At 71.8% G+C, this 12,225-nt stretch carries 7 protein-coding genes; 1 reads left to right on the forward strand and 6 read right to left on the reverse strand.

The window, feature by feature from the left end:
• The 3 genes from FHX31_RS11135 to FHX31_RS11145 form a co-directional block, all read right to left on the reverse strand.
• Nucleotides 1-1,041, reverse strand: coding sequence for a LacI family DNA-binding transcriptional regulator (locus FHX31_RS11135; protein WP_013286966.1), 1,041 nt, complete (start codon nucleotides 1,039-1,041; stop codon nucleotides 1-3).
• A gap of 16 nt (nucleotides 1,042-1,057) precedes the next feature.
• Entirely contained in the window at nucleotides 1,058-2,581 is a 1,524-nt protein-coding gene (locus FHX31_RS11140) for a family 43 glycosylhydrolase (protein ID WP_184976005.1), read from the reverse strand.
• A 72-nt stretch (nucleotides 2,582-2,653) separates the two neighbouring features.
• Nucleotides 2,654-5,983, reverse strand: coding sequence for a discoidin domain-containing protein (locus FHX31_RS11145; protein WP_184976008.1), 3,330 nt, complete (start codon nucleotides 5,981-5,983; stop codon nucleotides 2,654-2,656).
• A gap of 504 nt (nucleotides 5,984-6,487) precedes the next feature.
• On the opposite strand from FHX31_RS11145, the gene FHX31_RS11150 reads away from it, so the two are divergent.
• Entirely contained in the window at nucleotides 6,488-7,588 is a 1,101-nt protein-coding gene (locus FHX31_RS11150) for a LacI family DNA-binding transcriptional regulator (protein ID WP_184976011.1), read from the forward strand.
• On the opposite strand, the gene FHX31_RS11155 is transcribed toward FHX31_RS11150, so the two are convergent.
• From FHX31_RS11155 to FHX31_RS11165, 3 genes are all read right to left on the reverse strand, one after another.
• Nucleotides 7,530-8,609, reverse strand: coding sequence for a cellulose-binding domain-containing protein (locus tag FHX31_RS11155; protein ID WP_013286962.1), 1,080 nt, complete (start codon nucleotides 8,607-8,609; stop codon nucleotides 7,530-7,532). The genes FHX31_RS11150 and FHX31_RS11155 overlap by 59 nt on opposite strands.
• 12 nt (nucleotides 8,610-8,621) lie before the next feature.
• Complete coding sequence (locus FHX31_RS11160; protein ID WP_184976014.1) at nucleotides 8,622-9,872, reverse strand: cellulose-binding domain-containing protein; 1,251 nt, start codon at nucleotides 9,870-9,872, stop codon at nucleotides 8,622-8,624.
• 219 nt (nucleotides 9,873-10,091) lie between these two features.
• Nucleotides 10,092-12,083: an acyl-CoA dehydrogenase family protein gene (locus FHX31_RS11165; RefSeq protein ID WP_184976016.1), complete on the reverse strand. Its 1,992-nt coding sequence runs from the start codon at nucleotides 12,081-12,083 to the stop codon at nucleotides 10,092-10,094.
• Nucleotides 12,084-12,225 lie beyond the last annotated feature (142 nt).

Raw genomic sequence — 12,225 nt, forward strand, 5'->3', positions numbered from 1 at the left:
TCAGCGCGCCGCCGGGGGCGCCGCCGTGCTGTCCCGCACGACGAGTTCGGGCGTCAGGAGCACGCGTCCGGGCGCCGATCGGTCCCCGCCCGCGTCGAGCTGGGCCAGCAGCAGGTCCAGGCTGCGCCGGCCGAGTTCGGCGAAGTCCTGCCGCACGGTGGTCAGCGGGGGCAGGAAGTAGCCCGCGTCGGGCATGTCGTCGAAGCCCACCACGCTGACCTCGTCCGGCACCCGCCGGCCCGCCTCGTGCAGAGCGCGGAGCACCCCCAGGGCGATCTGGTCGCTGGCGCAGAAGACCGCCGTCACCGACGGATCCCGGGCCAGTCGCCGGCCCTGCGTGTAGCCGGCCCGGGCGGTCCAGGCACCCGGCACGGCGTACGGCGACGGCCGGCCGGTGGCGTGCAGGCCGGCTCGCCACCCGTCGGTCCGCTCGGTCGCCTCCGGCCAGTCGGCCGGGCCGGCCACGTGATGCACCGTGGCATGTCCGAGGTCGAGCAGGTGCCGGGTGGCCAGCCGGGCGCCCGCGGCGTTGTCGATCTGGACGTTCGGCACCGCCTCGTCGTGCCCGCCGCCCACGCCGACGACCGCCAGGCCGTCGGACACCTGGGCCAGCGCGGCGGCCACCACCGGCTTCGGGGCGATCGCGATGATGCCCTCGACCGACTGCGCGCGCAGCCAGTCCACCGCGTCCAGCACCGACCGGCGGTCCAGGTCGCGCAGTCCCGCCACGCTCAGGAAGTAGCCGGCGGACCGGGCCGCGCCCTCGATCGCGTACAGCATGGAGGTCGGGCCGTACAGGGCGCTCTCGTACGCGATGATGCCGAGCGTCCCGGAGCGGCGGGTGACCAGCGCGCGGGCCGCCGGGTTGCGGCGGTAGTCCAGCGCCCGCACCGCCGCCAGCACCCGGCGGCGGGTGTCGTCCCGGACGTGCGGGTGCGCGTTGAGCACCCGGGAGACCGTCTGGTTCGACACCCCCGCCAGCCGCGCGACGTCGCGCATGATCGAGTGCCTCGGCACGGGTGTGTCCTCCGGCGTCCTCATCGACTCGGGCGAGGTGTCAGCCGGCCGGCTCGCCGGAGGGGGCGGGGAGCCGCACCCCGGTGGCTACCGGAGTGCCGAAGTTCGGTGTGCCGTCGGCGTTCCAGGTGAACTTCTGCGCCCGGGTGCTGCGGTTCATGTCGCAGCCGCCGGATGCCGAGCTGTTCGCGTGGTAGACGATCCAGTCCTCGGTGCCGTCCGGCGACGTGAAGAAGCCGTTGTGGCCGGGGCCGAAGACGCGGTTGGCGTCGCTGCGCTGGAAGACCGGCTGCGGGGACTTGACCCACGACGACGAGTTGAGCGGATCGCCGCCGTTCCAGGTCAGCATCCCGAGCTTGTAGTCCGGTGTGCTGCAGTGGCTGGCCGAGAAGATGATGAACGTCCGGCCGTTGCGTTGCAGGACCTCGGCGCCCTCGTTCACGGCGCCCCCGGACGTCTCCCAGCCGTAGGTGGGGGTGGACAGCAGGCGCCGCGTGCCGGCGGCGGTCCACGGGTTGCTCAGCTCGCGGATGAAGTTGGGCTGTGCGCCGTTGTAGTACGTGCCCAGCAGGTACAGCTTGCCGTTGAGCTGCATGATGCTGGGGTCCAGCTCCCAGGTGTTGTCGGCGGTGGGATCCAGCAGGTCGGCCTTGAACGTGTACGGCCCCATCGGGTCGGTGCCGGCGCTCTCCAGCACGTGGATGCGCTGGCTGCCCAGGTCGAACGGCTGGCGGCCGGCGACGTAGTACAGGTACCAGCGCCTGCCGTTCGGGCCGTCGAGCAGGTGGAACTCGGGGGCCCACATGGTGCCCGCGCCGTTGGGGCGGGTGAGGGTGAACAGCACGGTGTCGGCCGCGCCGGCCAGCCCGTCCAGCGTCCGGGACCGCCGCATCGTGACGGTGTTGTTCCAGGTCGTGGTCGCCAGGTAGTAGTAGCCGTCGTGGTACTTCAACCACGGGTCGGGTCCGTTCACCTTGATCGGGTTGGCGTACGTGTTGGGGCCGGGGTTCGGCCCGCCGCCCGGGTAGCCGGTGAGCCGCCACGTCCGGCTGGCGGCGCTGGTGCAGGGCAACTGGACCAGAGCGGTGCCGGCCGCGCCGCCGTCGTTGACCGGAGCGACGCACTTCCCGCTGGAGACGGCGGTCAGGTTCACGGTGCCGGCGGCGCCGTTGGCCACCAGGCGGAACTGCTGGTTGGTGCCGCCGTGGCAGGTGTACTGGATGACGGCGGCGTTGTCGGCGGTGGACGCGCCGTAGATGTCGAGACAGCTGCCGGGGGTGAGTGTGGTGATCGTGTAGCGGTCGGTCGTGCCGGCCACCGGCGTGACGGTGAAGGTCTGCCGGGCGCCCGCGCCGCAGCCGGCCTGGACGAGCTGCAGCGCGTTCGTGGCGGCGCCGCCGGGCACCTCGACACAGTTTCCGTTCGCCTGGTTGACGACTGTGGTGCCGAAGGCGCTGACGGCCTGGGCGGGGCTGCCGGGGAGCAGGGGCAGGAGCGCGGCCAGCAGCAGGATCGCGACGGCGGCCCCACCGGTGCGCCGGCGGGGGTGCCGGGACGGGTCCATGGGGAGGTCCTTTCGGTGTGGTGACGGGGCGGACGCGCGGCGGTGGGTGGCGGGGCCTACCACCGCCGCGGCTCAGCTGACCTGGATGCGGTCGAGGTCCGGCGCCCAGCCCGCGGTGTTGCCGAAGGTGAGGGTGTTCGTGCCCGCGTTGAGCGGGAGCGTGACGCTGACCGTGCCGACGGTGTCCCAGCCGCCGGTGCCCGGGGTGGCGACAGTGACCGGGGCGCCTCCGTTGACGCTGATCTGTGTCGACCTGGCCTCGGCCGAGGCGTAGGAGACGGTGACGGTGCGCGGTCCGGCGGCGTTCGCCGTGACGTTCGTGAACCGCAGCGTGTTCGCGGTGCCGTTGCCGACGTAGCCGACGAGCGCGCCGCCGGAGGCGCCGGCCGAGGAGCGCACCGCGGCCTGCCCGGTCAGGGTGTTGCCGCTCGCCTCCGCCTCGTACGAGGTGGAGGCCGGTGGCGTGGACCCGCCGCGGTGGTAGGCCTGCACCTCGGTCAGGCCGGACCGCGCGCCGCCGGCGTGCGTCAGCACCACCCGGATCCGCTGGGCGGCCACCGCGGCGAAGCGGACGTTGTTGTAGTTGCCCTGGGGTGCCGCCGGCGTGCCGACCTGTGCGCCGACGTTCACCCAGGCGCTGCCGTCGTGGTACTGGACCTGGTACGACGCCGGCGGCCGGTAGGTGGCGCCGGCCGGGCGGCTGTCCTTGACGTACAGGCGCAGCTCGTCGACGGTCTTCGGCGAACCGAAGTCGATCTCGTACCAGTCCTGGGCGGCGGACCCGCCGGCGCCCCAGAACGGCTCGTTCGTCGGGTAGCCGTCGATCGCGGCGCCGGCGCTGGTGCCGCTCGCGGTGGTCGAGGCCGTTACTCTCGCGCCGTCGGCGAGGTCGGGCAGGTTCGCGCTCAGATCCACCCCCGCCTTGGCGAGCAGGTCCACCGTGCCGGCGTCACTGTGGACCACCTGGTTGGGGGCCCGCATGCCGGGCACCGGCGTGCTGAAGGTGACACCGGCGGTGGCGCCGGGGAAGCTGACCGATCCGCTGGACGGGTCGAAGACCAGCGGCACGAGCTTGTCGACGGTGACGGCCCGGTTCCCGTTGACGTAGATCGAGTACCCCTCGGGGACGCCCGGGTACCGGGTCACACCGTCGCCCGGGTCGTCCCAGACGATCGTCAGGTCGCTGTTGCGGTAGCGGATGTTGTTGACTGTGAAGTTCGGCCAGCCGATGGCGATCGGCGACAACTCGACCCGGTTGTCGTTGCGCGGCCGCAGACCGGCCACGTCCTCGACGACCGTCCAGTTGCTGCTGCCGAGGATGTTGTGGTGGATCCAGGAGCGGTAGTCGATGCGCTTGCCGCCCGGGTTCCAGTCGGCCCAGAACTCGTTGGCGTCGGGCCAGCGGGTGTCGCCGTTGACGTACTGGGCCCAGACGTTCCAGTAGAGCAGCTTCTTGTAGTCCTCCGGGCCGACCCACTGGTTGGGGTAGGTGCGCAGGACCGAGGAGAGCAGCCGGAACTGCACTGTGGAGTTGATGGTGGAGAAGTTGTTGCTGCCGGGCGAGCCGGCGGCCGCCGCGGCGGCCTTGTCCCGCTGGTTGGCGGTGTAGAACGGGAAGATCGGGTACTCCGCCGGGTCGGCGAGGAGGCGCAGCGCCTGCTTGTACTGATCGGTGGCGGGCATCAGGCCGACCGCGTACGGGTAGTAGTTGTTGATCTCCTTCCACGGCACGTGGGCGTTCGTCGCCACATGCCGGTGTTCCAGCAGGTTGTCGGCCGGGTTCCAGAGCACCGTGACGATCGCGTTGCGGATCCGGGCGGCCAGGGCCCGCATCTCGGCGGCCTTGGCCGAGTTGCCGACCGCCTCGTACGCCTGCGCGGCGGCCAGCGCGCCGCTGTACTGGTACGCGCCCTCGGCCCGGTCCAGGTTGCCGGGGCGCCAGTGGAACGAGACGGCGTCGGCGTCGTTGCCGGTCAGCGCGCCCCAGTCGTACTCGATGATGCCGTTGCCGTCGCGGTCGTAGTGGGCGAGCTGGCCCTTGACGTCGCCTTCGGCGTAGCGGGCGAGGCTCGCCGCGATGCCGGGCTGGCCGCCGTGGAGCTGGTAGCTGCGCCAGGCCGCCTCGGCGATGTACTGGGTGTAGCTGTTGGACCAGTTCTCCGGGTCGCCGGGGTTGTCCAGGAAGCGTCCGCCCTTGGACACCTGACCGACCGAGAGCCAGTCGCCGTAGGCGTACTTCGGGTCGCGCAGGTACTTCAGGTCGTCGATGTGCATCGGCTGGGTCAACGCGATGGCGTTGTTGTAGCCCAGCGCGCCCTCCACCGACGTCGGGAACTGGAAGGTCTGCCCGGGGATGTCGGCGTCGAGGTGGTTGAAGCGCATCAGCCACCAGCGGTAGTAGATGTTCTTCTTGATCGCCGGTTCCGGCACGTCGATGTAGGGGACGTTCTCGGCCCACCACCTGTGGTAGGCACGGACGTGGGTGGCGAACGCGGCGTCCGGGGTGGCGTCGCGGTAGCTCAGGTAGTCGGTCGACGACTGCGGGATCTCCCGGGCGGTGAACCCCATGACCACCTTGGTCTGCAGCGTGGCGCCGGCGGCGACGGTGACCGTCCGGGTCAGCGCGCCGCCGGAGGCGGTGAAGCCGTCACCGGCCAGCCTGGTGGCGAGCGTGGTGAGGCCGTTCTTCACCCCGGTCGACCCGGTCAGCTCGTTGCCGCTGCCGGACGACGCGTACGGCGAGGTGGCCCGCAGGGTGAGTGTGACAGGTGCGCCGCCGCTGTTCCTGATCGACAGGTTGGTGACCGCGACGTTGTTGTCGGTGATGAACTTGGTGACTGTGGCCTGCACCGAGCCCCCGGCGTACACGCTCCTCCAGTGGCTGGGCGCCTGCCAGCGCTGGCTGCTCTGCTCGGTGAACGTCCCCGGGCCCAGCGCGATCGAGTACGCGGCGGCGTCGCTGATGCTCTCCCAGTACGCCACCCGGCCGCCGAAGCCGATCACCGCCGGATTGTGCTGTTTCATGAACAGGGCCCGCCCGCGGGTCATCAGGATCCCGCCGTCGGCGTCGGACGGATCGCCGCCGCCGGAGCGCGACAGCAGCCGGTCGATCCAGAAGTCGGTGCCCGCCTTCTCCGCGTCGTAGATCGACTGCATCATGTTGCCGGTGGTGTACCCGACCGGCGGCTGCGGGACCGCCGGGCCGCCGAAGGTGGGATAGCCGATGGTCTGAGCGGCCTGTGCGGGGCTCGCGGCCACCGGGGTGAGCGCGCCGACGACCACCAGGGCGAGCGCCGCTCCGGTGACCCGCCGGAACCGGCGGACGGCCGGGGGTGGCGACGTGCGCACCTCCGGCCCGGCCCGATCGAGGTGTGGACTTCCGGGAGGATCCCATGTGTTCATGGGTGCTCACCGAGACCTTTCGTTGTCGGGATGAGAACTGCACCGCGACAGGCCGGACCGCCGGTACCGCGGCGGGGCGGCGGTCGGGGTGACACCTCGTACCGGTTTCGGGCGGCCGTCGTGACCCGCGTGCGCGGCGGGTGGAACGGCCCCCGGTCGTCGACGCCCGGTCGTCGGCGACTGCCTCGCCCGGCCGGCCGGCTGCCCCGCCGACCTGAGCCGAAAACCTTTTCAGCAACATACCACCGCATCGGAGGCTGTCAATCCTCTGCGCAGCCCGGGGGCCGTTCGGTGTGCGGCAGACGGGGTGCCGGCCGTGCGCCGATCGTCCGAAAAGCTTTCGGGCGAGAGGTGTCGGCGGGCGGGCCGGCGGTACGCGCCGGTGGTGGCCGGCACAGGCGCGGTGCTCGAAATCCTTTTCAGAAATCGGCCGCGGGGTCGGGTATAGTCGGTACGCCTCGGTGGCTGCCTCGGTGATCCAGCCCCGGCCCGAAGGGGATCTCGGTGCGTAGACGACGTTCGCAGTCGGTGACTCTGATGGATGTGGCGAAGCTGGCCGGCGTGTCGGTGGCCACCGCGTCCAAGGCGCTCAACGCCCGTGAGGAGGTGGCACCGGCCACCCGCCGGCGGGTGCAGCAGGCCGCCGAGCAGCTCTCCTTCCAGCCGAACGGGCTGGCCCGGGGGCTGATCTCCGGACGCTCCCACACCATCGGGCTGCTGACCGAGACGCTCGGCGAGCGGTTCGCCTTCCCCGTCCTCAGGGGAGTGGAGAACGCCCTGGGCAACGAGCGGATGTGCGTGCTGCTGTGCGACGCCCGCGGCGACGTCATCCGCCGCCAGCACCACATCCGGACGCTGCTGTCACGTCAGGTCGACGGTTTCGTCATCCTCGGCGACTCCAACGACATCCGGCCGTCGCTGAGCCGCGACCTGCCCGTCCCGGCGGTCTACGTCTACGGCGAGTCGGACGACCCGGACGACCTGTCCGTCCTCGCCGACGACGAGGGCGGCGGGCGGCTCGCGGCCGAGCACCTGGTGTCGCTGGGCCGCCGCCGCATCGCCCACATCACCGGCCCGCAGACCTACCGGGCCGCCCGCGACCGGGTGGTCGGCCTGGAGGCGGTGCTGCGCGAGGCGGGTCTGCCGCTGGTCGGCGGCGGTCCCCGCTACGGCGACTGGTCGCAGCGCTGGGGCCGGCAGGCGGCGGCCATGGTGATCAACGCCTCGCCGGACACGGACGCCGTCTTCTGCGGCAACGACCAGATCGCCACCGGGGTGGTCGAGGCGCTGCGCGACCTCGGCCGCCGTACGCCGCAGGACGTGGCGGTGGTCGGGTACGACAACTGGGAGGTCTTCGCCACCGACTGCCGTCCACCGCTGACCACAGTGGACCTGAACCTGGAACAACTCGGCGCCACGGCGGTCAAGTACCTGTTCGCGGCGCTGGACGGGAACCCGTCGCGCGGCGTCATCCGGCACCCCGGCCGCCTGGTGGTCCGGGACTCCACCGGCCCGCCCCCGCACGGGGACGGGCCGGCGGAGGGCGTCAGGACAGGAAGGCGCCGTACGGGCCGGCGAGGATCTGGTTCTTCTGTGCCTGGCTGAAGTGCGTGTTCGGATAGTCGTAGAACGAGGCCGACATCGGGGTGCCGTCCGTCGACGTCGAGTCCGGCAACCCGAGCGCGTGGCCGAGTTCGTGCACCATGCCGCCGTACCAGCGGTTCATCGGGCCGTTCACGCCCGCCGCGCCGTCGGCGTCGTGCTGGCAGAGGATCACCCAGCCGCCACCGCCGCCACCCCCGGCGCCCGGACCCTCGGCGCTGATCTCACCCACGTTGATCCAGCGGTTGTCCGGTGCGCGCAGGCTCAGCTTGCGCATCAGCTCCTGCTGCATGTTGAACACCGACCACCAGTACCGGTCGGAGCCGTTCGGGGTGTTCTCGTACCAGGACTTGACGTGGTCGCCGTCGACCACCTCCACCACCGGGTTGTTCAGTGTGAACGTCCGGCCCAGCTCCTGCCGGTAGTACCGCTGGGCCTCGCGCATCACGGCGGCGATGCCGTCCGGCCACCGCTGGTCGTACGCGACGTCGGAGGGCTTGAGCCAGTAGACGCGCACGGTGCCCGGCGGCGGTGTGCCGCCGGGCGGCGGCGCGGTCCCGGTCGGTGCCGGCGTGGCGGTCGGGGCCGGCGGTACCGACGTCGGCGGCGTACCGCCGGTGCAGGCGACGCCGTTGAGGGTGAACGCGCTCGGGGCCGGGTTGGCGGAGCCGTTCCAGGACCCGTTGAAGCCGAACGACGCGGACGCCCCGGTGCCGAGGCCGCCGTTGTAGCTGACGTTCGTCGCGGTGACAGCGGCGCCGCTCTGCGCCACCGTCGCGTTCCATGCCTGGGTGACTGTCTGCCCGGCCGTGAACGACCAGCGCAGCGTCCAGCCGCTGATCGGGTCGCCCAGGTTGGTGACCTGCACGTTCGCGCCGAAGCCGCCCGGCCACTGGGAGCTGACCGCGTACGCGATCCGGCAGCCCGCGGCGGCCGCGTGGCCGGCGCCGCCGGTCGCCACGACGGCGCCGGCCAGGATCACGGCGAGCGTCGCCGCCGCGAGACGGAACGGGTTTGCACGCATCGGGCACCCCCGTCAGTAGCCGTAGCGGCTCTTGAGGTGCCGCCACCAGTCGCGCAGCATCCAGGCGTCGAAATCGGTGATCGAGGCGGCGCTGCCGGCCTTCATGACGAAGCCCTGACCCGGCAGCGGGTCCCAGTCGTAGAAGTCGTCGAGGCCGTAGGTGTGCCCGATCTCGTGCAGCAGGATGTGGATGTTGTCGCTGCCGAGGTTGGACATGAAGTACTCCCGGCCGATCCGTTGCCCCCAGTCGCCGCCCGCGCCGCCGCCGAACCCGTCGGTCAGCCAGAGCGAGTGGTCGTAGTGGCGGCCGGCGCCACCCGGGCAGTTCGGGTACTGGCCGTTCTGGTTGAAGAACCGGCCGCACGGCTCGCTGCACTGCGGCGCGTTCTCCCGGATGTCGTTGACGTAGATGTCGACCGAGTTGTCGGACCACTGCAACTGGTTGCGGTCCCGCACCGCCCAGCCGACCACCTTCACCGGTACGTCGGTGTAGGGGAAGCCGTTGTGGCCGGCCAGGACGTTCATCCACTTCTTGTACTGGCGGGCCAGCGCGGCCTGGATCTGGTCACGTTGCGCCGCCGTCACGGTGGCCGACGAGTCCCACCGGACGCAGTAGTTGATGTAGCCCCGGTTCGCGAACAACTGGTCCCAGCCGTAGTTGCGGAAGCCGTACAGGTTGCCGTTGTTGTAGGTCTGCTCCACGTGCTGCCAGACCTGGTTGAGCGGTCCGGCCAGGTTCGACGGCGGGTTCCAGCCGGAGCCGGGGGGCGGCGTGGTGGGGCCGGAGGTGGGGGTGGGCGCCGGTGTGGTCGGCGCGGGCGTCGTGGGAGCGGGTGTGGTCGGCGCCCCGGTGCAGGCCGTTCCGTTCAGGGTGAACGACGTGGGCGCCGGGTTGGTGCCGGCGAACGCGCCGTTGAAGCCGAACGAGGCCGCGGCGCCGGTGCCCAGGGAGCCGTTGTAGGAGGCGTTCGTCGCGGTGACCCGGGTGCCGCTCTGGCTGACGCTCGCGTTCCACGCCTGCGTCACCGTCTGTCCGGCCGCGTACGACCAGGCCAGCGTCCAGCCGGTGACCGGGTCGCCGAGGTTGGTGATCGTCACGTCGGCGCCGAATCCGCCCGGCCACTGGCTGGTCACCCGGTAGTCGACCCGGCATCCGGGCGCCGCCGCCTGCGCCCCGGTGACCACGAGCGCCGCGCCGGCCACAGTGGTCAGGGTGGCGGCCAGGACGACCGCCAGCCGCGCGCCACCTCTCGCTGATGTCACGGACCTCTCCTCTCCTCTCGGTCGGGGCGGCGGCCCGGGAACAGCCGTCGCGCCGTCCTAGGTGAAATCGATTAGCATCTATTGCTTTCTCGACCACCATGGAGCCCGAAAAGGTTTTCGTCAAGGACCGGCCCACGTGGCAGGCGGACAGCGCGCAACCGCCGGACGGCCCCGGCAGGGGCACATCCGGCGGTACGGCGGATCAGCGCCGCGGGGCGGTCAGGCCGGCGCGGACCGCGGGTCGGTGGCGGCGTCGTGGGCGGCCATCGTCTCCTGCCGTGCGGGCTCCTCCCGCAGGATCGCGGCGTGCAGCCACGCGTCCGGGATGGCGAAACCGTCCACCAGCGTGCGCATGTACGGGCGCAGCTCCTTGAGCAGCCCGTTCACCACGCCGGTGATCGCCTTGGACCGGGCCGGGGTGAGCCGGCCGTGCTCCAGCAGCCAGCCCTTGTTCGCCTCGATGACGCTCAGCGCGTACAGGTCGCAGACCCGGGACAGCAGCTCCTTGACCGCCGGGTCGGCTGTCGCGTCGATACCGGCGACGAACGCCTCCAGGGTCACCCGGTCGACGTGCGCGGCGGCGACGGCGAGGACGTGGTCCTGCACGTCGTTGAAGATGTCGAACGGACGGTCCTTCTTGGTGGAGGCGCCACCGCGCAGGCGGCGGACCGCGCTGTCGAGCAGGTGCTCCTCGCGGTCCTCGAACACCTTGAGCTGCCAGCCCCGGTCGGTGACGGCGACCTCGTCGTCCCGGCCCGGCACGGCGCCGACCAGCCGCGCGATGAGCGCCCGCGCGGCGGTGCGTTCCAGCACCATCTCGCGTACCTGCTCGGCGACGAACGAGGCGCGCCCCCAGCCGTCCAACGAGCCGAACTCGTCCCGGTAGCCGGTCAGCAGCCCCTTGGCGACCAGCTGGAGCAGGACCGTGTTGTCGCCCTCGAACGTGGTGAACACGTCGGTGTCGGCCTTGAGGCTGGGCAGCCGGTTCTCGGACAGGTAGCCGGCGCCGCCGCACGCCTCCCGGCACGCCTGGATGGTGCGTGTGGCGTGCCAGGTCTGCGCCGCCTTGAGCCCGGCGGCACGGGACTCCAGCTCCCGCTGCCGGTGCTCGTCGACCGGCCCGTCGCCGCCCTGGATCTCGTCGAGCGCGGCGACCAGCTCGGTCTGGGCGAAGTGCAGTGCGTACGTGGTGGCCAGCGCGGGCAGCAGCTTGCGCTGGTGGGCCAGGTAGTCGTTGAGCAGCACCTCGCGGTCACCCTCGGCGTCACTGAACTGACGGCGGATGTCGCCGTAGCGCACCGCGATCGCCAGCGCCGCCTTGGTGGCCGCCGACGCGGCGCCGCCCACGCTGACCCGGCCCCGCACCAGCGTGCCGAGCATGGTGAAGAACCGGCGGGAGTCGTTCTCGATCGCGCTGGAGTACGTCCCGTCCTCGGCCACCTGCGCGTACCGGTCCAGCAGCATGTCCCGCGGCACCCGTACGTGGTCGAAGCTGAGCCGCCCGTTGTCGACGCCGAGCAGACCGGCCTTGGGCCCGGCGTCGCCGATGGTCACGCCGGGCATCGGGTTGCCGTGCTCGTCGCGGATCGGCACCAGCCACGCGTGCACCCCGTGCCGGCGCCCACCGCTGATCAGCTGGGCGAAGACCACAGCCATCCGCCCGTCCCGGGCCGCGTTGCCGATGTAGTCCTTGCGTGCCGCCTCGTGCGGCGTGTGCAGGTCGAAGGTCTGCGTCTGCGGGTCGTACACACAGGTGGTGCGCAGCTGCTGCACGTCCGAGCCGTGGCCGGTCTCGGTCATCGCGAAGCAGCCGAAGATCCGGCCCTCGACGATGTCCCGCAGGTAGGCGTCGTGGTGCCGCTTCGTGCCGAGCGCCGCGACCGCGCCGCCGAACAGGCCCCACTGCACGCCGGCCTTCACCATGAGTGACAGGTCGACCTGCGCCAGCATCTCGGTGGCGACGATCGAGGCGCCCACGTCGGACCGGCCGCCGTACTCGGCCGGGAAGCCCGCGGCGATGCCCAGCTCGACCGGGAGTTCGCCGAGCAGCCGCGTGATCCGCTCGCGCGCCTGGTCGCCGGACTCGCCGTAGACCGGGAGGAAGCGTTCGTCGAGGTGTTTGCGGTGGGCCTGGCGAACCTCGGCCCACGGTCCGTCGAGCGTCTCCTGAAGGCGGGCGATGTCGATTCGGCCGGACGCGTGATCGAGCATGGTCGCTCCTCGGGGCAGCGGACATATGGGTGCACTCTCGGCCTGATCAACATTACCGGCGGTCACCGTGCCCCGCTGGCGGAGGCCGTGGTGAGCCGTGCCACCCGCCTCGGCCACCCCGGAGGCTGAGGTTAGGCTGGCC

The sequence above is a fragment of the Micromonospora sp. CNZ286 genome (assembly GCF_014207755.1).

Excerpts from the sequence above, each read along its gene's own strand:
- FHX31_RS11155 (WP_013286962.1), bottom strand. The coding sequence starts at position 8,609 with ATGCGTGCAAACCCGTTCCGTCTCGCGGCGGCGACGCTCGCCGTGATC.
- FHX31_RS11135 (WP_013286966.1), bottom strand. The coding sequence starts at position 1,041 with ATGAGGACGCCGGAGGACACACCCGTGCCGAGGCACTCGATCATGCGC.
- FHX31_RS11165 (WP_184976016.1), bottom strand. The coding sequence starts at position 12,083 with ATGCTCGATCACGCGTCCGGCCGAATCGACATCGCCCGCCTTCAGGAG.
- FHX31_RS11145 (WP_184976008.1), bottom strand. The coding sequence starts at position 5,983 with ATGAACACATGGGATCCTCCCGGAAGTCCACACCTCGATCGGGCCGGG.
- FHX31_RS11140 (WP_184976005.1), bottom strand. The coding sequence starts at position 2,581 with ATGGACCCGTCCCGGCACCCCCGCCGGCGCACCGGTGGGGCCGCCGTC.